The sequence below is a fragment of the Sphingomonas sp. Xoc002 genome (assembly GCF_050408055.1).
Lineage (GTDB): Bacteria > Pseudomonadota > Alphaproteobacteria > Sphingomonadales > Sphingomonadaceae > Sphingomonas > Sphingomonas yabuuchiae.
The window spans coordinates 1934196-1955723 of record NZ_CP191175.1 but is presented as its reverse complement, the minus strand read 5'-3'; the positions used below and the strand labels follow the sequence as shown (position 1 = coordinate 1955723).

22 protein-coding genes are annotated in these 21528 nt (G+C 65.8%); 10 read left to right on the top strand and 12 right to left on the bottom strand.

What is annotated here, in order from left to right; translation table 11 throughout:
* Positions 1–7 precede the first annotated feature (7 nt).
* Positions 8–1573, top strand: a complete 1566-nt coding sequence (locus ACQR50_RS08620) for a pseudouridine synthase (protein WP_428967984.1) — start codon at positions 8–10, stop codon at positions 1571–1573.
* On the top strand, positions 1573–2109 hold the full coding sequence (rsmD, locus tag ACQR50_RS08615) for a 16S rRNA (guanine(966)-N(2))-methyltransferase RsmD (protein WP_428967983.1): 537 nt from the start codon (positions 1573–1575) through the stop codon (positions 2107–2109). Before ACQR50_RS08620 ends, rsmD begins: the two co-directional genes overlap by 1 nt.
* Here the strand turns inward: rsmD and ACQR50_RS08610 are convergent.
* From ACQR50_RS08610 to ACQR50_RS08600, 3 genes are all read right to left on the bottom strand, one after another.
* Positions 2100–3374: an MFS transporter gene (locus tag ACQR50_RS08610; RefSeq protein ID WP_428967982.1), complete on the bottom strand. Its 1275-nt coding sequence runs from the start codon at positions 3372–3374 to the stop codon at positions 2100–2102. The two genes, rsmD and ACQR50_RS08610, sit on opposite strands and share 10 nt — an antisense overlap.
* 46 nt (positions 3375–3420) lie before the next feature.
* Positions 3421–5061 carry an inorganic phosphate transporter gene (locus tag ACQR50_RS08605; protein WP_428967981.1) on the bottom strand — a complete coding sequence of 547 codons (1641 nt, stop codon included), beginning with the start codon at positions 5059–5061 and terminating at the stop codon, positions 3421–3423.
* A gap of 131 nt (positions 5062–5192) precedes the next feature.
* Entirely contained in the window at positions 5193–5501 is a 309-nt protein-coding gene (locus ACQR50_RS08600) for a UrcA family protein (protein WP_428967980.1), read from the bottom strand.
* Between the two features lie 213 nt (positions 5502–5714).
* On the opposite strand from ACQR50_RS08600, the gene ACQR50_RS08595 reads away from it, so the two are divergent.
* Both ACQR50_RS08595 and ACQR50_RS08590 read left to right on the top strand, forming a co-directional pair.
* Positions 5715–8006, top strand: coding sequence for an ATP-dependent helicase (locus tag ACQR50_RS08595; RefSeq protein WP_428967979.1), 2292 nt, complete (start codon positions 5715–5717; stop codon positions 8004–8006).
* 235 nt (positions 8007–8241) lie between these two features.
* Positions 8242–8802 carry a glycine zipper 2TM domain-containing protein gene (locus ACQR50_RS08590; RefSeq protein ID WP_428967978.1) on the top strand — a complete coding sequence of 187 codons (561 nt, stop codon included), beginning with the start codon at positions 8242–8244 and terminating at the stop codon, positions 8800–8802.
* 52 nt (positions 8803–8854) lie between these two features.
* On the opposite strand, the gene ACQR50_RS08585 is transcribed toward ACQR50_RS08590, so the two are convergent.
* Together ACQR50_RS08585 and ACQR50_RS08580 are read right to left on the bottom strand one after the other, a co-directional pair.
* Positions 8855–9214, bottom strand: coding sequence for a hypothetical protein (locus ACQR50_RS08585; RefSeq protein WP_380773262.1), 360 nt, complete (start codon positions 9212–9214; stop codon positions 8855–8857).
* Between the two features lie 88 nt (positions 9215–9302).
* Entirely contained in the window at positions 9303–11420 is a 2118-nt protein-coding gene (locus ACQR50_RS08580; protein ID WP_428967977.1) for a prolyl oligopeptidase family serine peptidase, read from the bottom strand.
* 219 nt (positions 11421–11639) lie between these two features.
* Between ACQR50_RS08580 and ACQR50_RS08575 the strand changes: the two genes are divergently transcribed.
* The gene (locus ACQR50_RS08575; protein WP_428967976.1) at positions 11640–12464 is read left to right on the top strand and encodes an alpha/beta fold hydrolase; all 825 of its coding nucleotides are present in this window, start codon (positions 11640–11642) and stop codon (positions 12462–12464) included.
* A gap of 34 nt (positions 12465–12498) precedes the next feature.
* On the opposite strand, the gene ACQR50_RS08570 is transcribed toward ACQR50_RS08575, so the two are convergent.
* Positions 12499–12780 carry an FtsB family cell division protein gene (locus ACQR50_RS08570; protein WP_089413591.1) on the bottom strand — a complete coding sequence of 94 codons (282 nt, stop codon included), beginning with the start codon at positions 12778–12780 and terminating at the stop codon, positions 12499–12501.
* Positions 12781–12845: 65 nt separating this feature from the next.
* Positions 12846–14126: a phosphopyruvate hydratase gene (gene eno / locus ACQR50_RS08565; RefSeq protein ID WP_428967975.1), complete on the bottom strand. Its 1281-nt coding sequence runs from the start codon at positions 14124–14126 to the stop codon at positions 12846–12848.
* A gap of 157 nt (positions 14127–14283) precedes the next feature.
* Here eno and ACQR50_RS08560 point away from each other — a divergent pair, with 157 nt between their 5' ends.
* From ACQR50_RS08560 to ACQR50_RS08540, 5 genes are all read left to right on the top strand, one after another.
* Positions 14284–14817 carry a hypothetical protein gene (locus tag ACQR50_RS08560; protein WP_428967974.1) on the top strand — a complete coding sequence of 178 codons (534 nt, stop codon included), beginning with the start codon at positions 14284–14286 and terminating at the stop codon, positions 14815–14817.
* On the top strand, positions 14814–15170 hold the full coding sequence (locus ACQR50_RS08555) for a phage holin family protein (protein ID WP_428967973.1): 357 nt from the start codon (positions 14814–14816) through the stop codon (positions 15168–15170). The genes ACQR50_RS08560 and ACQR50_RS08555 overlap by 4 nt, the downstream gene beginning before the upstream one ends.
* Positions 15167–15418 carry a DUF3618 domain-containing protein gene (locus ACQR50_RS08550; protein ID WP_428967972.1) on the top strand — a complete coding sequence of 84 codons (252 nt, stop codon included), beginning with the start codon at positions 15167–15169 and terminating at the stop codon, positions 15416–15418. The genes ACQR50_RS08555 and ACQR50_RS08550 overlap by 4 nt, the downstream gene beginning before the upstream one ends.
* A gap of 52 nt (positions 15419–15470) precedes the next feature.
* Positions 15471–15941: a hypothetical protein gene (locus tag ACQR50_RS08545; RefSeq protein ID WP_428967971.1), complete on the top strand. Its 471-nt coding sequence runs from the start codon at positions 15471–15473 to the stop codon at positions 15939–15941.
* Positions 15942–16082: 141 nt separating this feature from the next.
* Complete coding sequence (locus ACQR50_RS08540) at positions 16083–17912, top strand: DUF885 domain-containing protein (protein ID WP_428970671.1); 1830 nt, start codon at positions 16083–16085, stop codon at positions 17910–17912.
* A 17-nt stretch (positions 17913–17929) separates the two neighbouring features.
* On the opposite strand, the gene ACQR50_RS08535 is transcribed toward ACQR50_RS08540, so the two are convergent.
* From ACQR50_RS08535 to cyoC, 5 genes are read right to left on the bottom strand one after another with little or no spacing between them, the layout of a single operon-like run.
* Positions 17930–18463: a response regulator transcription factor gene (locus ACQR50_RS08535; protein ID WP_428967970.1), complete on the bottom strand. Its 534-nt coding sequence runs from the start codon at positions 18461–18463 to the stop codon at positions 17930–17932.
* Positions 18464–18465: 2 nt separating this feature from the next.
* Complete coding sequence (locus ACQR50_RS08530; protein WP_428967969.1) at positions 18466–19776, bottom strand: ATP-binding protein; 1311 nt, start codon at positions 19774–19776, stop codon at positions 18466–18468.
* The gene (locus ACQR50_RS08525; RefSeq protein WP_428970607.1) at positions 19773–20483 is read right to left on the bottom strand and encodes an SURF1 family protein; all 711 of its coding nucleotides are present in this window, start codon (positions 20481–20483) and stop codon (positions 19773–19775) included. Before ACQR50_RS08525 ends, ACQR50_RS08530 begins: the two co-directional genes overlap by 4 nt.
* On the bottom strand, positions 20483–20890 hold the full coding sequence (cyoD, locus tag ACQR50_RS08520) for a cytochrome o ubiquinol oxidase subunit IV (protein WP_076716231.1): 408 nt from the start codon (positions 20888–20890) through the stop codon (positions 20483–20485). The genes ACQR50_RS08525 and cyoD overlap by 1 nt, the downstream gene beginning before the upstream one ends.
* Positions 20887–21525, bottom strand: coding sequence for a cytochrome o ubiquinol oxidase subunit III (gene cyoC, locus ACQR50_RS08515; RefSeq protein ID WP_007403230.1), 639 nt, complete (start codon positions 21523–21525; stop codon positions 20887–20889). The genes cyoD and cyoC overlap by 4 nt, the downstream gene beginning before the upstream one ends.
* Positions 21526–21528: the final 3 nt, after the last annotated feature.

Genomic DNA, 21528 nt, shown 5'->3' with positions numbered 1-21528 from the left:
GTGGATCATGACACCAGATCAACGTATAGCAAAGCTGCTCGCGCGGGCAGGAGTCGCGTCGCGCCGAGAGGTCGAGCGGATGATCGCCGAGGGCCGGATCGCCCTGAACGGCGTGACCATCGACACCCCTGCGACGCTTCTTTCCTCGCTTGACGGCGTGACCGTGGATGGCGATCCTGTCGCCGCGCCCGAACCGACGCGCCTGTTCCTGTATCACAAGCCCACCGGCCTGCTCGTCACCGAGCATGATCCCGCCGGGCGGCCGACCATCTATGATCGCCTGCCCGAGGGGTTGCCGCGTCTGGTGCCGGTCGGGCGGCTCGACCTGAATACCGAGGGGTTGCTGCTGCTGACCACCGATGGCGGGTTCAAGCGTCAGCTGGAATTGCCCGCCACCGGCGTCGAGCGCACCTATCGCGCCCGCGCTTATGGCGACATCACCCAGGCGCAGCTGGAAGAGCTGATCCACGGGATCGAGATCGACGGCATCCGCTATGGCCAGATCGACGCCAATCTCGAGCGGCGGACCGGCGCGAACGTCTGGATCGAGATGACGCTGCGCGAAGGCAAGAACCGCGAAGTTCGCCGCGTGCTCGAGCATCTGGGGTTGCAGGTCAGCCGGTTGATCCGCCTCCGCTATGGCCCGTTCGTGCTGGACGAGCTGCCGGTCGGTGACATCGGCGAGGTCCGGGGTGCCGATATCGTCGAGTTCCGACGTTCGCTGGAGGGCGGCATCCCCGCCGACGCGGTCAAGCCCGCGAAGATCAAGCCCGGCTTCCGCACGCCGCCGACGCGCGCCGCAGGTGAGCGCCCGGCACGCGCTGGTGCAGGCGAGGCCCGTGGTGGAGCAAGCGACCGCCCCCGGTCGCAGGAGCGGATGGGAGCTGGCGAGCGGAGCCGCCGTGACGACGCGCGTCCGTCGTCGGCCTATACCCGAAACGAACGCCCGGCCCGCGAAGGCGCTCGGTCCGACCGACCGCGTGAGGGCGCGAAGCCCTATGGCAAGTCACCGACCAACGAGCGGTCCGGCTTTGGCGGACAACGCCCATCCCGCTTCGAGGACCGTACCGAACGCCCGGCGCGTGACGGTGTCCGGTCGGATCGGGCGCGGCCGGGGGCCAAGCCCTTTGCCAAATCCCCAACGGGCGATCGGTCGGGTTCCGGCGGTCAGCGGCCATCGCGTTTCGATGACCGGGCCGAGCGCCCTGCTCGCGAGGGCGGTCGTTCCGATCGGTCGCGTCGGGATGCCAAGCCTTTCGGCAGCGCTGCCACCGGCGAGCGCTACGGCTCCGGTGGACAGCGGGCGTCGCGCTTTGACGACCGGGGCGAACGCCCGGCACGGGACGGCGCTCGCTCCGACCGTTCGCGTGGCGATGCCAAGCCCTTTGGCAAGCCCGCGGGTGGTCCACGCCAGCCGCGTTTCGACGATCGTGGCGATCGCCCCGCCCGTCCGTCGCGTGGCCCACAGGGTTCGTCCGGACGCTCCGGCGGACCGTCGCGACCGGACACACGCGGCGGAGGACGTCCTAACGGTGGCGGCTCGCGTCCCGGTCGTCCGGGAGGGCAGCGCTGATGCGTGTGATCGCCGGACAATGGCGCGGACGCCCGCTCGTCGCCCCCAAGGGTGACGTGACCCGCCCGACCGCCGACCGAACGCGCGAGGCCTTGTTCTCGATGCTCACAGCCCGGCTGGGCGATTTCGAGGGGCTGGCGGTCGGCGATTTCTTCGCCGGTTCGGGGGCGCTCGGGATCGAGGCCTTGTCGCGGGGGGCGGCGTCCTGCCTGTTCGTGGAGCAGGACCGCGCAGCCCTCGATGCGCTGCGGGCCAATCTTGCCAAGCTGGAGGCCAAGGGCGATGTCCGGGCCTCGTCGGTGATGGCGCTGGGGCCTGCGCGCGCGCCGCTCGACCTGATCCTGATGGATCCGCCCTATGCGACGGGTGCGGGCAGCGTCGCGCTCGACAAGCTGGCCCGGCTCGGCTGGGTCGGCGCCGGGACTTGGGTCAGCATCGAGACGGCCAAGCAGGAAGAGGTCGAGATTGCGGGCTTCACCGTCGATGCCTCCCGCGTCCACGGAAAGGCGCGGCTGACCCTTCTCCGTCAGGCCTGATAGGCACCGCGCCCACGCATCAGGGCGAGCCCGGCGAGGCTGAGCAGACCGGCGGCGACCAGATAGCCACCGACGAAGTTCAGCCCGCCGCGCTCGGTCAATGCCTGGGCCGCGATGGGGGCGAGGGCGCCGCCGATGATGCCGCCCAGATTGAACGTCATCGACACGCCGGTATAGCGCACGCCCGCCGGAAACAGCGCGGGTAGCCATCCGCCCAACGGGCCATAGGCAAAGCCCATCACGAACAGCGCGGCGGCCAGCCAGACGAACACGACGGCGAGCGACCCCGATCCCAGCATCGGTCCCATCGCGATCCCGACCAGCACGCAGCCCGCAAAGCCCAGCCGCAGCATGAAGGGCGCACCATGCCGGTCGGCCATCACGCTGGAGACGACGACGCCGAGCGCCAGGAACAGGATCGCCACCAGCTGAATGCTCAGAAACGCCTCGCGCGGATAGCCGAGCACCGTCGTCCCATGCCCGAGCGCAAAGGCGGTCGCGAGATAGAAGATCGCGAAACAGGCGACCACCCCGCCCGTTCCCGCCAGCAGCGCACGGCCATGGCCCTGAAGCAGAGTCGCGATCGGCACGCGGGGCAATGCTTCGGCCTTTTTCGCCTCGGCAAAATCGGGCGTCTCGGTCAGGCGCAGGCGGACCCACAGGCCCAGCAGGACCAGTACCGCGCTCGCCAGGAACGGCAGGCGCCAGCCCCAGGCGCGGAACTGCTCGTCGGTCAGGATCAGCCCCAGGATCAGGAAAAAGCCATTGGCCAGGATGAAGCCCACGGGCGCGCCGAGCGGCGGGAACATGCCCCAGGTGTTGCGCTTGCCGGGCGGGGCATTCTCCACCGCCAGCAAGGCGGCGCCGCCCCATTCGCCGCCCAGCCCAAGCCCCTGCCCCAACCGCGCGATGCACAGCAGCAGCGGCGCGATCCATCCGGCCTGCGCATAGGTCGGCAGGAAAGCGATGGCGACGGTCGATCCGCCCATCAGCATCAGGCTGACCACCAGGGTCGATTTGCGCCCTACCCGGTCGCCGAAATGGCCGAAGGCGATGGCCCCCACCGGTCGGGCCACAAAGGCGAGACCGAAGCTGGCATAGGAGAGCAGCAACTGCGCCGTCGCCGAAGATGCCGGAAAGAACAGTGGCCCGAACACCAGCGCCGCTGCGGTCGCATAGATGTAGAAATCGTAGAATTCGACCGCCGTGCCGGTCAGGCTGGCCAGCAGGATATGGCGATGCGACGGAGGCGAGGCATGGGTCATGCCTCGCTCGTGCAGAAGCGGACGCCCGGCGTAAAGCCTTATCCGCTTACCCCGCCAGCACGCGGGCCAGTTGCAGCAGCAGCCAATAGAGGGTGCCCGACAGCAGCATCGCGGCGGGCAGGGTCAGGACCCAGGCGAGCAGCATGTTGCGGATCGTCCGGAACTGAAGGCCTGCCCCATTGGCGACGGACGCCCCGGCGACACCCGATGTCAGGATATGCGTGGTCGACACCGGACGTCCGATATACTCCGCACCGAAGATCGTCGCTGCCGTCATCAGTTCGGCCGCGGCACCCATGCCATAGGTCAGATGCGTCTTGCCGATGCGCTCGCCGACCGTCACCACGATCCGCCGCCAGCCGACCATGGTACCCAGGCCCAGCGCCAGCGCGACCGTGACCTTCACCCAGAGAGGGATATAGCGGGTGCCCCGCTCCAGCGACCCGGCATAGCTGTTCAGCGATTCGATCTCGGCGGCGGTGAAGCGCTGCTTGGCCGTCTCGCTCTTGGTCACCATGCGGGTGGTGTCGAGGACCAGATACATGTCGTTGCGCAGATTGGGCACGACGGCGGCGGGGACACGGCTGAGCGCGCCGTAATTGCCGATCCGCTCGCCGATGTCGCGCGACAGCGCGGACAGGCCCGCATAGACCTTGGGCGTATCGATCGCCTTCTTGCGGACGGCATCGACTACGTCCGCGCGCGCCTGATCGACCGAGGGGGTGCCTTGCGCACCATGGGCCGCATAGGCGGTCGCCGCAACCTGCGCGCTGCGCACGAAGGCGGGCATGGCACTCTCGGGCAGCGTGCGGTTCAGCGCATAGGCGGTCGGCGCGCAGCCGATCAGGATCAGCATGATCAACCCCATGCCCTTCTGCCCGTCATTGCCGCCATGCGCGAAGCTGACTGCCGTGCAGGTGAAGATCAGGAGTGCGCGGATGCCGCGCGGCGGCGGCGTGTCACCCTCCGGCTCGCGATAGAGCCGCTTGTCGCGCAGGAAACGCTTCATGACGAGGAGCAGCATCAAGGCCCCGGCAAAACCGATCAGCGGGCTGAACAGCAGTGCGGACAGGACCTTCCACACCTGTGCCATATCGACCCCGGAGGTGCCGGGAACGCTCGACAGCAGCTGGTTGGCGAGCCCGACGCCCAGGATCGATCCGATCAGCGCATGGCTCGACGAATTGGGCAGCCCGACCGCCCAGGTCGCCAGGTTCCAGAGAACGGCTGCCAGCAGCAGCGCAAAGATCATCGCGAACCCGCCAGCCGAGCCGACATGAAGCATCAGGTCGATGGGCAACAGCGTGATGATCGAATAGGCGACGGCCCCCGTCGAGGTCAGAACGCCCAGGAAATTGAAGAAACCGGACCAGACGACCGCGAGCGGGGCGGGCATCGAATGGGTGTAGATGACGGTGGCGACGGCATTGGCGGTATCGTGAAAGCCGTTCACGAACTCGAAGCCCAGCGCGATCAGCAGCGCCAGCCCGAGAAAAGCGAACACGCCCATCGCCATCGGCTCCCCGACGCGGGCAGTGTCGACCGCAATGCTATAGCCGGCATAGGCGAGGCCGCCGATCAACAGGGCGGTGAACACCCAACGGCCCATCGGATGGAGCCCGGCATCGAGACGCGGCCCGCGAACGCGGGATTCGGATTGGCCACCGGCGAGCGCATAGGATGTCATGACCAATCGCGTTGCGCCTTTCCGGTGACATTTTCATGACGGCTGCCCGGTGCCTTCCGGTTCATGCCGTCTCGCATTGGAACGCGACCGGGCGGTGCATTGGACCGCCCGGCCGAGTGCCGTTGATGATCTCAGTTCTTGCTGGCCAGCGCGACCGGCGCGGCGGTCGACAATGCCGCGACCTTGATCGCGGCGTCCGCCATCATCTCCCGGCGGCAGCGCGTGATGTCGGCGTTGCGGCGCAGATCGGCCGTTACATGGCCGCACGCCATGATCGCGGCACGGCGGATACGCGCGTCGAGCTGGGCGCGATCAGCGGCACGGTGCAGATCGAGATCGGCGTGACGAACGGTGACGGTGACGGGCTCGCGGATTTCGGCCTGAGCGGTTGCGGACGCAAACAGAGAAGCCGCAATGGCGGCTGCCGTAAACTTCTTCATCTTGTGGTGCTCCTGCATCGGATCGTGCCCGTCACGGCGGCGTGAGTGATGGGATCACTCCGCCGCTCGTCGGCACGCCGGGCCTCTAGGCAGCGCACATGTCGCTTTCGCGTCGGGCAAAAGACGGCACAATGACGAGTCCCGCGATGAAACAAGGCCGGGTGAAGATTACGGGTGGTTGCCCCCGCCGCAAACGTTCCCTAACTGTTCGCGATGACCGTGCCTTCTACCGATCCCGCCGCTTCGCTGGCCGACTATCCCTATCTTCGGACGTTGAACCCCGCGCAGCGCGAGGCGGTGCTGACCACGGACGGGCCGGTGCTGGTGCTGGCGGGCGCCGGAACGGGCAAGACGGCGGCGCTGACCGCGCGGCTGGCGCACCTTCTCTATACCCGGAAGGCTTGGCCGTCGGAAATTTTGTCGGTCACCTTCACCAACAAGGCCGCGCGCGAGATGCGCGAGCGCGTCGGGCGGCTGGTCGGCGACGCGGTGGAGGGAATGCCGTGGTTGGGCACCTTCCACGCGATCGGGGCCAAGATGCTGCGCCGTCATGCCGAACTGGTCGGGCTGCAATCCAACTTCACCATCCTCGACACCGACGATCAGCTGCGATTGCTCAAGCAGTTGATCGTGGCGGCGGACATTGACGAAAAGCGGTTTCCGGCGCGCGCCTTGGGTGGCCTGATCGACGAATGGAAGAACAAGGGGCTGGTCCCCGGCGATATCGATGCGGGCGAAGCCGAGCGATACGCCAACGGCCAGGGCGCCGAGCTCTATCGCCAATATCAGGACCGGCTGCGCAGCGTGAATGCCTGCGACTTCGGTGACCTGCTGCTCCACATGCTGACCATCCTGAAGACGCATCGCGACGTGCTCGAGCAGTATCAGCAGCGTTTCCGCTATATCATGGTGGACGAGTATCAGGACACCAACAGCGTCCAGTATCTCTGGCTGCGACTGCTCGCCCAGGCGCGCAAGAACATCGCCTGTGTCGGCGATGACGACCAGTCCATCTATTCCTGGCGTGGCGCGCAGGTGGAGAATATCCTGCGCTTCGAGCGGGACTTTCCGGGCGCCAAGGTCATCCGGCTGGAACAGAATTACCGGTCGACGCCGCACATTCTGGGCGCCGCATCAGGAGTGATCGCCAATAATGGCGGGCGGCTCGGCAAGACGCTCTGGACCGAGTTGGACGTCGGCGAGAAGGTGCAGGTGCTGGGCGTCTGGGACGGCCCGGAGGAAGCGCGGCGGGTGGGCGAGGAGATCGAGTCGGCGCGACGCGCTGGCACCTCCTATGACAATATCGCCATTCTGGTCCGCGCCTCGCATCAAACCCGCGAGTTCGAGGATCGCTTCATCGCGATCGGCCTTCCCTATCGGATCGTCGGCGGGTTCCGCTTCTACGAGCGCGCCGAAATCCGCGATGCGCTCGCCTACCTGCGTATCGTCAACCAGCCATCGGACGATCTGGCGTTCGAGCGGATCGTCAACGTTCCCAAGCGCGGCTTGGGCGACAAGGCGCTGGCCAAGATTCATCAGCTGGCGCGGGCCGAAGGGCTGCCGCTGACCATCGCCTCGGCGCGCATCCTCGACACCGACGAACTGACCCCGCAGGCGCGGCGGAGCCTGGGCAATCTGATCGGCGATATCGCCCGCTGGCGCGACATGGCCCGCGACCTCGCGCATCCGGAGCTGGCGCGGCAGTTGCTCGACGAGAGCGGCTATACCGCCATGTACCAGAACGAAAAGTCGGCGGAGGCGGCCGGGCGGCTGGAGAATTTGTCCGAACTCGTCCGCGCGATGGAGGATTACGAGTCGCTCGGCGCGTTCCTGGAGCATGTCTCGCTGGTCATGGACCGCGACGGCGACCAGCGCGAGCCCGAGGTGACGATCATGACGATCCATGCCGCCAAGGGGTTGGAGTTCGACACGGTGTTCCTGGCGGGCTGGGAGGAAGGTCTGTTTCCGTCGCAGCGCGCGATCGACGAGGGCGGCACGCGCAGCCTGGAGGAGGAGCGGCGGCTCGCCTATGTCGCGATCACCCGCGCGCGGCGCAAGGCGGTGATCCTCCACGCGGCCAATCGCCGTATCTATGGCCAATGGACGTCGAGCCTGCCGAGCCGCTTCGTCGGCGAATTGCCGCCCGAGCATATCGAGAGCGAGACGAGCATGACCGGCGGCGAAAGCCTTTGGCGGGCCAACTGGTCCGAACATGCCGACCCCTTCGCCAATGTCGGGCGCGGCACCGGGCGCGGTCCGGGCTGGCAGCGGGCGGCGACGGGGCAGAATGCGGCCCCTGCCCGTCCCGCTCGGATCGTCGAGTCGCGTTCGCCCTCCGTCGGATTGGGGCAGAAGGGGCGTGACGATCTGCGTGTCGGCGAGCGCGTGTTCCACCAGAAGTTCGGCTATGGCGAGATCGCGGCGATCGAGGGCAACAAGCTGGAGATCGATTTCGAGCAGGCCGGGCGCAAGCGGGTGATGGACAGTTTCGTCACCAAGGGGTGAAAAGCCTTCGCATTCCTCCCCTGCAAGCGGAGGTGGCAGGGCGAAGCCCTGGCGGAGGGGTGTCACCGTTAGAGAGATCGGGCAAACTTACGACCGGTTACACCCCTCCACCATGCTGCGCATGGTCTCCCTCCCCTTGCAGGGCAGGAATGGTTGATGTCGTTCAGGAACCATATCCTTTCGTGACCGTATCGCTCGCCTCCCCCGATTGTCGGGGTATGGAGGGATAGGAACGATGGGCTTTCGTCGTCTGACCATCTTGGCGATCACCACCGCCGTCACCGCAACGGCCATTCCCGCGACGGCTCAGACCGCCGCACAGGATGCGCGGTTCCGGGCGGCGCAGGCCCGCTTCGATCGGGAATATCAGATCTATCGTCAGGAAGTGGACCTGTACCAGTCCGAGCGGAGCCAGGGCGGCTATGACGATGGCGATTATCGCCCCGCCCCGCCACAGGCTGGTCCCGGTGGATATCGGGTCGCGCCGCCTATTCCGGCCGATGGATATGATCGCAATTCCGAACCTTATTACGATCCGGTCGGCGACTATCGCGACGGTTCGCAATATCGCGAGCGGGTGCTGCAACCGCAGGACCGGGTCTATGCGGGGACCGATGGTCGCTATTATTGCCGTCGCCCAGACGGCACGACCGGCCTGATCATCGGCGGCGCGGCCGGTGGCGTGCTGGGCAATCTGGTCGGCGGGCGCAGCAGCACGATCGCGACGCTGCTCGGGGCGGCAGGCGGCGCGCTGGCCGGTCGCTCGATCGAACAGAACCAGGTCCGCTGCCGCTAAGGCGCCCAGGCACCGCGTTTCAATCGAAGCGCGGTGCCTGGTTTGTGCAGGATCAGCCCGGCTCGACCATCATCAGGGCCGCACCCTGATACTTCTCGGCATCGCGCTCGAACAGGGCGCTTGCGGTGAACCGCCGGGGCGTCAGGCGCAGCGCGCCGAGCCCGGCGAGCTTGAACGTGCCCATCTTTTCCTCGCGCGGCGGCTTTCCGTCCCGTTCGATGGTCGTCGCGTCGACATACAGCTCGTCGTGTCGCGTGAAGATCACATGGGGCGCCAGCACCACTTCGCCGCGATTATACATGGCGGACACCGCCTGCATCTTGACGATCGCTTCGAAGATGATGGCGGGAGCGCCTGCCGCCGGTTCAGCCGGACGGCGCTCGGTCGTCGTCATATCGGTCATCCCCTGCATTTGCCGATCCTGTCGCGGCGCAGCAAGAGCATAATTGCCGCATGGGGCCATGGAAAGGCCGGACGTGCGAGACGCCCGGCCTCACCGGCTATCGCTTCGGCGCGTCCATCAGCTTTTGCGCGAAATATACCATCTGCTGCGCACTCAACCGCGCACCTTGCGCAATGTCGGCGTCGCCCGAGTGGCCACCTGCCGTGTCTTCGTAAAAAAGATAGGGTATGCCATATTCCGACAAGCGCGCGGCGAATTTGCGCGCATGCTGCGGGCCGACGCGGTCATCCTTAGTCGTGGTCCAGATATAGGGCTCGGGGTAAGCGACGCCCTTGCGGATATTGGCATAGGGCGAAATCTTGCGCAGGAACGCAGCCTCCTCCGGCACGTCGATCGAGCCATATTCGTCCTTCCACGAATCGCCCGCCGCGATCTTCTGATACCGCACCATGTCGAGCAGCGGCACCTGGATCGTCACCGCCTTCCACAGCTCGGGATGCTGGGTCAGTTCGACACCCATCAACAGGCCGCCATTCGACCCGCCATAGATGCCCAGCTTTTGCGGGTTGGTGATGCGCCGCGTGAACAGGTCCTTTGCCACACTCGCGAAATCGTCATAGATGATCTGACGCTTGGTCTTGCGGCCTGCATCATGCCATTTCGGCCCGAACTCGCCGCCACCCCGGATATTGGCGAGCACGAATGCGCCGCCCCGCTCTGTCCAGATCTTGCCGGTCGAACCGAGATAATTGGGCAGGCGGGCAATCTCGAACCCGCCATAGGCCGTCATCAGCGTCGGCGTCGTCCCGTCCAGCTTCGCGCCCTTGGGCAGGACGACGAAATAGGGGACCTTGGTCCCGTCGGTTGAGACGGCTTCATATTGATGGACCGTCGTGCCCGCGGCGTCGAAACGGGCGGGGAGCGTCTTCAGCACTTGCGGCGCGGCCGGACGGCTGGCGTCGAAGCGCGACAGCACGGTCGGCGTCGTGAAGCCCGAGGTCGACAGATAGACGGTATTCGAGCGGTCGCTGGTGCTGACCACATCGACCGCCATGTTGTCCGGCACCTGCACGGCCGTGGCCGCCCAGCCGTTGCCGGTCGGGGCAAATACGCTGGCCCGGCCCCGGACATTGTCGATATAGGTGACGACGACGCGGTCCTTCGTGGTCGAAACCCCCTCCACGGCCTGTCGGTCGGTCGGCGTGAACAGCGCGCGCGGGGTGATCTGCCCCGCTTCCAGCTCGGATAACGGCGCCCAGACGACTGAACCCGCCGGGTGCTGGCCCCAAGCGTCGCTGGTCTGGAAGATCACCTTGCCGTCGACCATCCCGGCCGGAAAGGCGCGGGCGGGCATCGCGATCGGCTTGGCCCCGCCGCCTGGCGTCCAGAACAGCTTGCTGCCGCCGAAGAAGGTCTGGCGCCGCTCGATCACGACCGCCCGATTGCCCTTCGCATCGGTCAGGACACTGGCATAGGTGCCCAGTTCGTCGGTCGGTGCGCCACGGAAAATCTCGGTCGCCTGTTCGACCGGTGCTCCGCGCTTCACCATCTTCACGACGAAGGGATAGCTGGATTTCGTGAGTGTCCCCTGCCCCCAGTCACGACTGACCAGCAGCGTATCCTTGTCGAGCCAGGCCGCGCCCTGCTTGGAGGTGGAGAGGCGGAAACCGTTCGGGACGAACTGACCGGTTTCCAGATCGAACTCGCGATACTCGATCGCATCCTCACCACCTTCCGAAAGGGCGATCAGGCACAGCCGATCCTCCGGACTGAGGCAGGACAGGCCCTTCCAGACCCATTTCTTGCCCTCCGCCTTGCTGAGCGCGTCGAGGTCGAGCAACGTCGTCCATTTCGGCGCGGCAGAGGCGTAATCGGCTTCGGTCGTCCAGCGCCATAGCCCTTGCGGATGATCGGCATCGCGCCAGAAATTGACGATGCGGCCATAGATCTGGCCCGGCATCGGAATGCGATCCTTGGCAGAGGCGATGGCGAGCGCTTCGGAATAGAAGGTCTGATAACGCGGATCGTTCTGGAGACGTGGCAAGGTCTTGGCATTCTCCGCCTCGACCCAGGCGAGCGCCTTCGCGCCGTCCTTGTCCTCCAGCCAGATATAGGGATCGTTCTCGGTCATAGGGCTGGTCTGCGCCATCGCAGTCCCCGCCACAAGCTGCCCGGCCAGCATCGTGCCCGCCAGCAGTCCACGCCATCCCCGCATTCCGTCACGCTCCGTCTCAATCGCGAATGATGGGAATGTGACTTCATCACGTAACGAAGGCAATGCGGGACTGCCGCTTTATTACCCTTCTGATCGGCCCCATCGAAGTCGATGGGATCGTTGGACTCCGTGACGCTCTGCAATCGCGGGGGATACGGAACGGCCGCACGACCGGCCCGTTCACGTCCCGCCTTATCGCCATATGCGCAGGAGCAGACGATGCCTTATGTGAAGACCCGCGACGGAACCGACATCTATGTCAAGGACTGGGGTGAAGGACGCCCTGTCGTGCTGCTCCATGGCTGGCCGTTCTCGGCGGACATGTGGGACGCCCAGATGATGGCGCTGGCCGAGGCCGGGTTCCGCGCCATCGCTTATGACCGGCGTGGCTTCGGGCGGTCCGGCCAGCCGTGGTCGGGCTATGACTATGACACGCTGTCCGACGATCTGGCCGATGTGCTGGAGGCGACGGGCGCACAGGACGCGGCGGTCATCGGCTTCTCGATGGGGGGCGGCGAAGTCGCCCGCTATATGAGCCGCCATGACGGCAAGGGCGTGATCGCGGCGGGCCTCATCGCCTCGGTCGTACCCTATATGCTCAAGACCGACGACAATCCCCACGGCACCGACCAGTCGGTGTTCGATCAGATCGGCCAGGGCCTGCGCGACGACCGCGCCAATTTCCTGCGCCACACCTTCTTCAAGCAGTTCTTCGGCGTGGGCTTCATCAGCAGCCCGGTCAGCGACGATGTGCTCGACTGGGCGACGAGCGTGGCGATGCAGGCGGGGCTCAAGCCGACGCTGGCCTGCGCCGAGTCGTTCAGCCAGACGGATTTCCGCCCCGACCTGTCCGCGTTCCGGGTGCCGACGCTGATCGTGCATGGGACCGGCGATCAGACCGTTCCGATCGATGCGGCGGGCCGCGCCGCAGCGGCGGACATCGCGCATTCGCAACTTGTCGAATATGACGGCGCGCCACACGGGTTGAACGTCACGCACAGTGACCGCCTGACCAGCGATCTGCTGACCTTCCTGGGTCGGTGATACGAAAAGGGCGGCCTTGCGGGGCCGCCCGGTTTCACTTCAGGGGAACGATGACCTCGTCCGGATGGGCGACGTTCAGTTCCTTGCGGACCATCTCGTCGACCATGTCCGGATTGGCATGGTCCGGATCGAGCAGCGCCACCCTGTTCTTCAACACCGTCCGTCGCTTGTCGAGCGCGGCATAGTCATGCTCGCGCTTGACCAGCTGGCGCTGATACTCGCCATAAGCGAGCAGGCCGTTGCGCCCCAGCACCGCATAGGCACCGAAGAAGGCAACGATCGTCAGGCCAAGGGCGGGCAACGCGGCCCGCCGCATGGTCCGGATGAAAGGCGACGGTTTCTTGGTCACGGCAACCATAATCGTCCCGTCGCCTTCCGATTTCAAGCGCGGATGAGAATATCGCGACCGGCATAGCGCGCCGAGTCACCCAGCTCTTCCTCGATGCGGATCAGCTGGTTGTACTTGGCGAGCCGGTCCGAACGCGCCAGCGAGCCCGTCTTGATCTGACCGCAGTTGGTGGCGACCGCCAGGTCAGCGATGGTCGCGTCCTCGGTTTCGCCCGAACGGTGCGACATGACGGCGGTATAGCGCGAACGCTGCGCCAGCGACACGGCCTCCAACGTCTCGGTCAGCGTGCCGATCTGGTTGACCTTCACCAGCAGCGAGTTGGCATAGCCCCCCTCGATGCCCTTCTTCAGGCGCTTCGGGTTGGTGACGAACAGATCGTCGCCGACCAGCTGCACCTTGTCGCCGATCAGGTCGGTCAGGGCCTTCCAGCCTTCCCAGTCGTCCTCGGCCATGCCGTCCTCGATCGACAGGATCGGATACTGGCGGGTCAGTTCGGCGAGATACTCGGCCATCTCATGGCTCGACAGGATCTTGCCCTCGCCCGAGATATTGTACTTGCCGTCCTTGAAGAACTCGGTCGCGGCGCAGTCGAGCGCGATCATGACGTCGTCGCCCGGCTTGTACCCGGCCTTCTCGACCGAGGCCATGATGAAGTCGAGCGCTTCGGTGGTCGAGGCGATGTTGGGGGCGAAGCCGCCCTCGTCGCCCACGCCGGTCGCCAGGCCCTTTTCGTGCAGCGCCTTCTTCAGCGTGTGGAAGATTTCCGAACCGCAGCGGACCGCTTCCATGATGTTCGCCGCACCGACCGGCATGATCATGAATTCCTGGAAATCGATCGGATTGTCCGCATGCTCGCCGCCATTGATGATGTTCATCATCGGCACCGGCAGCAGATGCGCCGAGACGCCACCGACATATTTGTAGAGCGGCAGGCCACGCGCTTCGGACGCGGCCTTGGCCGCCGCCAGGCTGACGCCCAGGATGGCGTTGGCGCCCAGGCGGCCCTTGTTCTCGGTGCCGTCCAGCTCGATCATCGCGCGGTCGAGATCGGCCTGATCCTCGGCATCCATGCCCAGGATCGCGTCGGTGATCTCGTCGTTGACCGCTTCGACCGCGGCTTCGACGCCCTTGCCCATCCAGCGGCTCTTGTCGCCGTCGCGCTTCTCGACGGCTTCATGCGCGCCGGTCGATGCGCCCGAGGGAACGGCGGCGCGGCCGAAGCTGCCGTCTTCGAGCAGCACGTCGACTTCGACGGTGGGATTGCCCCGGCTGTCCAGGATTTGACGCGCGTGGATGTCGATGATTGCGGTCACGTAACGATGCTCCTACATCAGCCTAGTGGTCTCGGCGCGGCTCTACCGTGTGACTGTGCGAAGGGCAATTGCGGTAAAATCATGGAACCGTGCTTCCATTGCCGGGGTTAAGACGCAAACCGCCCGTTCGCCCGGGCCGTAACGAAAGGGTTTTTCGATGGCTGACACCGACAGCACCTTCCCCGCCGCTGACACCGCGACGCCCGGTTTCGGCGCCAACATCGCGGTCGCGCCGGAAGTGGCCGCCCCGAACGCCCCGCTGGTATCGGACACCGATGCTTCGACGACGAAAGCCGGTCTGGCCGACGCCAAGCAGCAGGTGAAGGACGGCGCCAGCAAGTTCCAGCAGCAGGCCGTCGACAAGATTCAGGCACTGGCCGGAGACGGCAAGGCCAAGGCCGGGTCGGCGCTCGATCAGGTGGCGCAGTTGCTGAACGACGCGGCCGGGCAAGTCGACGAAAAGCTAGGCAACCAATATGGCCAATATGCCCGCTCGGCTGCCGACTCCGTGACCTCGCTGTCGGGTGCGATCAAGGACAAGGACGTCGAGGAACTGCTCGACGACGCCCGCGCCTTCGTCACCAAGAGCCCGGCCGTCGCGATCGGCATTGCCGCCGCCCTCGGCTTCGCGCTGGCGCGCGTGGTCCAGTCGGGTGTCGAAACCAGCCAGTCGGTCGACGCCTCCGCGTGACCCGCGTCGTCGAAACCCTGCGGACGGCGGTATCGCCCGAGCCGGAGACGCTGACCTCGCTGGTGTCGCAGCTCGTCGATGATGGGCGGACGTTCATCACCGCCGAGATCGATCTGGCGAAGGCCCGCGCGACCGACAAGATCGGGCGCTATCGCAGCGCGGCGATCTTTTTCGGGGTAGCAGCGGTGCTGGGTCTGTCGGCACTGATCGCGTTGCTGGTCGGCCTGATCTTCGCGCTGGCACCGGCGACCGGGCCGTTCGCGGCGACGCTGATCGTCGTCGGCGTGGTCGTCATCATTGCCGGCGTCTTGGCGATGATGGGCAAGTCCCGTCTGTCGGGAGGTGGCGCATGACCGTCGCAGAAGCGGAAATCCGCGCGGCCGAGGCGCGCGAACGGCTGAACGCCACCGCATCGCGCATCCAGGCGAAGCTGGAGCCGCAGGCACTGGCCGCGCAGGCACGCGAGGCGAGCGTCACGGCCGCGAAGTGCGGCCTCGAGTCCGCCAAGAGCAACCCTGCCGCCGTCGCTGGCGGCGTGGCCGTTGTCGGCCTCTTCCTCAATCGTCGGCGGATCGCCCGCCTGTTCAAGCGTAAACGCTGATTTGGTTCGCGGGGGGCGCGCCCTCGCGACACGGCCCAGAAGGATGTTCGCAATGACCACCGAAACCCACGATCAGCAGACCGCCCTCCGCGAAAAGATCGACCATACGCGCGAGACCGCGTCGCAGGCCTATCACGATGCGAAGGACAAGGCGGCAACCGCACTCCACACCTCGAAGGACAAGGCGGGCGAGCTGGCGCACAAGACGGCTCGCACGATTGAAAGCAATCCGCTCGGCATCCTCGTCGGCGGCTTGGTCGTCGGCGTGATCGCAGGTGCGCTGATCCCGCGTTCGGCACGCGAGAAAGAGTTGCTCACTCCGCTCGGCAAGAAGCTGGGCGAGACGATCCGCCAGGCGACCCAGGCCGCGCGCGAGACGGGCCTGCGCGAGTTGGAAGATGCCGGTCTGACCAAGGACGCCGCCAAGGACCGCGCCAAGTCGCTGTTCGACGATGTGGTCAAGGCCGCCAGCAATGCCGGTTCGGCGGCTGCCAAGGCTGCCACGAACAAGACCTCGGTCTAAGTTCGCCCCTTCAGCTGGGCAGACGGCGCCCCGCGATCCGATGGCGATCGCGGGGCGCTTCTTTTTTGGGGTTATGCCGCAACGGCTTGCGGGTGCGAACGGGGCTTTCTACCAATATCGCTCCAACGCTCTCACCGGGATATCCGCTTGCGCTCTTCCTCCCTCGCCATCGTCCTCGCCGCCCTCTCGCTGAGCGCCCCCGCCATCGTCCATGCGCAGGCCACCCCCATCGCGGCGCCTCAACCCGGCGAGGGCAAGGAGGACGCCTGGCTCAAGCAGCTTTTCCATGACAGCGACGAAGCGAGCCTGGCGCGAAACCCGATCAGCGGCATCTTCCGTGGCGACATGCGCCGAGCCGACCGGATCGGCGATTTCTTTTCCGACGCCTATATCGCGGCCGAGCGCGCGGCGACCGAAAAGGATCTGAAGGCCCTGGGCCAGATCGATCGGGCCAGGCTGACCCCGACCAACCAGGTCGCCTATGACGTCTTCAAGCAGCAGGGCGAGACGACGCTGAGGGGCTTTGATCCCGCCATCGTCGCGCTGACGATCGTACGGCCCATGGATCACTTTTACGGCATCCAGACCTTCTACCCCGAATTCGCCTCGGGCCAGGGCGCAGCGCCGTTCAACACGGTGGCCGATTACGAAAACAACCTGAAGCGCAACGTCGAATATGCCCGCCTGCTGGACGAAGCGATCACCCGCTTTCGGCAGGGCATGGCAAGCGGCATCGTCCAGCCCAAGCTGGTCGTGCGCAACATGATCGCCCAATTCGACAATCTGCTTGCCGTGCCGGTCGAGAAGTCGACCTTCTACGGCCCGGTCATGAATTTCCCAGCCACCGTTCCGGCGGCCGAGCAGGCACGGCTGAAGGCCGCCTATGCCGCGCAGATCCGCGACGTCATCGTCCCCGCCGAGCAGCGGATGCGGGCCTTCCTGGCCGACACCTATCTGCCGGTGGCGCGCGATACGGTCGGCCTGTCGGGGATGCCGGGCGGCGACAAGCTCTATGCCTATCTGATCGAGCAGAACACCACCCTGCCCCTCAAGGCCGAGGACGTGCATCAGCTCGGCCTGTCCGAGGTCGCGCGTATCCTGAAGGCGATGGAGGTCCAGAAACAGGCGGTCGGCTTCAAGGGCAGCTTGGCGGAGTTCTTTACCTTCCTGCGCACCGACCCGCGTTTCGCGCCCAAGAGCGCGGCACAGCTTCGCGAAGGCTATGAAGCGATCGGCCGCCGCGTCGATGCGCGCATCCGTGAGCAGTTCTCGCTGATCCCCAAGACACCGCTCGAAATCCGTCCGGTCCCGGCCTTCAAGGAAAAGACCGATGCCGGTGGCTCCTATCAGGGCGGCACCCCGGACGGGACGCGGCCGGGCGTCTTCTACTACAACACCTATGACCTCCCCTCACGCTATATGTGGGAGATGGAGACGCTGTATCTGCACGAAGCGGTGCCGGGGCATCATTTCCAGATCAGCCTGGCGCAGGAAAATGCGGCGCTCCCCGCCTTCATGCGCTTCGGCGGCAACACCGCCTATGCCGAGGGCTGGGCCCTCTATGCCGAGACGCTGTGGCCCGAACTCGGCATGGAAACCGATCCCTATCAGCGGATGGGCGGCCTGAACGACGAAATGCTGCGCGCGATGCGGCTGGTCGTCGATACCGGCATCCATGCCAAGGGTTGGACCCGCGATCAGGCGATCGACTATATGCTCGCCAACTCGCCCATGGCGCGCACCGACGCGACCGCCGAGGTCGAGCGTTATATCGCCATTCCGGGCCAGGCCTTGGCCTATAAGATCGGCCAGCTGACGATCAGCCGGTTGAAGGCGCAGGCCAAGGTCGAGCTGGGTGCGAAGTTTGACCCTCGCCGCTTCCATGCCGAGGTGCTCGACACCGGCGCGCTGCCGATGCCGGTGCTGGAAAAGAAGATTGCCGATTGGATCGCGGCCGAAAAGCGCCGCTGATCGGGGCAAGCGCCACGTCAGGGGACGTGGCGCTTCTCCAATTTCCGCGCGAGGGTGCGACGGTGCATGCCGAGGCGCCTTGCGGTTTCCGAGATGTTGAAGTTCGTCTCGGCCAGCGTCTCGTTGATCCGCTCCCATTCCAGCGTCTTGATCGAGCTGGGCCGGTCGGTGATCGCCGTCGTCGCGTCGCCGCCCGCCTTGTGGAACGCCGCCTCGATATCGTCGGTATTGGAGGGCTTGGCGAGATAGTGGCACGCGCCCAGCTTAATCGCCTCCACCGCCGTCGCGATGCTCGCAAAGCCGGTCAGCACGACGATCAGCATCTCGGGGTCATGCGCGTGCAGCGTCTGCACACAGGCCAGACCCGACGCCTGCCCCAGCTTCAGGTCGACCACCGCGTAGCGCGGCGTGGTCGTGCTCAGCACCTCGCGCAGCGCATCTGGACTGGCGGCCACCCAGACCCGGTAGCCGCGACGCTCGAACGAACGTTGCAGGGTCCGTGCGAAGGTCTCGTCGTCCTCGACGATCACCAATGAACGGTCTTCGTCCATTTCTACTCCCGATCCGATACGCCGATCATACTCAAAGGTAGGGTGAGCGTGACGATCGCGCCACCCTCGGCCCGGTTCGCCGCCTCGACCCGGCCGCCCAGCTTGCGGACGACACTGGACACGAGGAACAGGCCGACGCCGTGCCCCTCGCCCTTGGTCGATTGTTGTGGTCGCCCGACCTGCGACAATGTCGCCGGGGTAAAGCCCGGCCCGCGATCGGTGACGCGAACCGCCACCGCCCCGCCCTCGCGCGCAACAGTCAGGCCGACCCACTGCGGCGAGGCTTCGGCGGCATTGTCCAGGACATTCCAGACCGCCTGCTTGATCGCGGGGTCGGAGACGATCGCGGCGTCGTCGTCGCTCCGCTGGTAATCGAGCGCGACCTGGGCGTGGCTCTGTCGCCATTCGTCGACGATGGTGTCGATGAAGCGTCCGACCTCCGACAGTTCGGCCGCCTCGCCGCGGGGTTCGCCCGCCGATTGCAGGATGCGGGTCACGATCGCCTTGCAGCGCTGCACCTCGGCCTGCATCTCGGCGATCTCGCCCATCAGTTCGGCATCGTCGCGTAGCTTGGGGACGCGCCGCCAGTCGCTGAGGATCACCGACAGGCTGGCCAGCGGTGTGCCCAGCTCATGCGCCGCGCCCGAGGCGAGCAGGCCCATGCGGACGATATGCTCCTCCTCCGACGCCTGCTGACGCAGGTCCGCCAACCGGGCGGCGCTGAGGCGCATATTGTGGCTGATCCGCGTGACGAACAGGATCAGCAACCCCGTGACCAGCGCAAAGCCCAGCCAGTTGCCCAGCGTATGCAGTCCGGCAATGTCGCCGAACAGCCATGGCGGAAAGGCGAGCGGCCGGTGATGGAGCGACAGCAAGCCAAAACAAAGCCCGGTAATCCCCGCCAGCGCCCAGGCCGACCACGTCTCCAGCAGCACCGCGCCCAGGACCACCTGGATCAGATAGAGCGATATGAACGGATTGGTCGCACCGCCCGCCAGGAACAGCTGAAGCGTCAGCGTGCCGACGTCGAACATCAGCGCGAAAAGCAATTCGGTATTGGTGATCCGGTGGAAGCGCAGCCGGAAATAGCTGAGCAGATTGATCGCGGCCGCCATCACCAGCACGCCCATCATCGCCGGAATGGGGAGCTGAACCCCCATGACGCGGTTGACGAACAGGATGGTTATCAACTGCCCCGCCACCGCCATCCAGCGCAGGTGGATAAGCTGGCGCATATTGGCGGTGCCCGCAGCCGCGTCGGGCTCGCGGGGGCGCACGGTAAAGGGCAGGAAGGGCGGATCGCCCGACGTCACTCCCGGCCCCGCCGCCAGAGAATGACGATGCCGACCGCCGTCAGGATCGCCAGGGCGAACCAGGTCAGGGCATAGGAAAGATGGCTGTTCCGGAACGCCACGACGGTCAGCCCGCCGACCGGATAACCGCCGGGATTGGGCGTCTTGTCGGCATCTATGAAATAGAGCGCGACCCGGCCGAGCCGCTTTGCCTCGGCAATCGCGGCGACATCGCGCGAATACCAGCGATCGGCCGCAGGGTCGTTCGACCGGAGGAAGGCACCACCCGGCTCCGTAACGCGCAACAACCCGGTGACACGAACGGGACCATCGGGGCGGCTATGATCGGCCCGCTTTTCGGCGGGCACGAAGCCGCGATTGACCAGCACGGTAAACCGGGGGCCGACCAACGGGGTCAGTACCCAGAAACCCGGCCCTCGCTCGGTCACGGCCTGGACATAGGTTTCGCGGTCGTTGCGAAAACGCCCCTCGGCCGTCACGCGGGTATAGGCGTCGGAGGCCTGAGCCGTGGGGGGAGCCGCGACGGGAGGGGCCTGGAGCCTCGCCTCCACCGTCGCGATCAGGTTTAGCTTCCAGACCCGGCGCTGCAACTGCCAGAGCCCGAGCGAAAGAAAAGCCGCGATCAGCGCCACGCCGATCGCAGTCAGGATCGCCAGCGTCAGTGGCGAACGGCCACGCCGCTCGCCGCTCACGCCAGCATCGGCCATTACATGCCGCCGCCCAGCTGGGCGGCCATGTCCGGCATCATGTTGGTGTTCATGTGATACATGACCCAGATCGATCCGCTGAGCGTGATGACGACCAGCACGGCCGTAAAGACCAGCGCCATCATCGTCCAGCCACCCTCCGACTTGGTGTTCATGTGGAGGAAGTAGATCATGTGGACGACGATCTGGACGAAGGCGAGACCCATGATGACCAGCGCGGTCGTCTGGGTATCGCCCAGCGCACCGGTCATGACCGCCCAGAACGGGATGGCGGTCAGGATCACCGACAGCACGAACCCGATCATATAGCCCTTCATCGAGCCATGACCGTGCGTGTCGCCATGCGAGTGGAGATCATGGTCCAGATTGGCGTGATCGCCGTGACCGTGGGGCTTGTGCGCGCTCACCGGAGAACTCCGAGCAGATAGACAAAGGTGAAGACGCCGATCCAGACGACGTCCAGGAAGTGCCAGAACATCGACAGGCACATCAGGCGGCGCTTGTTCGCCTCGATCAGGCCGAAGCGACCGACCTGCACCATCAGCGTGACCAGCCAGATCGAACCGAAGGTGACGTGCAGACCGTGCGTACCGACCAGCGTGAAGAAGGACGACAGGAAGGCCGAACGCTGCGGACCCGCACCCTCATGGATGAGGTTGGCGAATTCGTAGAGTTCGATCGACAGGAAGGCGAGACCGAACAAGCCGGTAATGCCCAGCCAGATCAGCGTGTTCGACTTCTGGTTCTTCTCCATCGCGATCATGGCGAAGCCATAGGTGATCGACGACAGCAGCAGCATCGAGGTGTTGAGCGCGACCAGCGGGAGCTCGAAAATCTCCCGCGGGGTCGGACCGCCGGCATAGCTGGTGCCCAGCACGCCATAGGTGGCGAACAGGATGGCGAAGATGAGGCAGTCGCTCATCAGGTACATCCAGAAGCCGATGGCCGTCGAGCCACCGGATTCGTGATGATGATCCTCGTCCTCGACCAGATAATAGGTCGGGTTCTTGGCCGGATCGGCGCTCAGAACGTCGGTCGACATGGA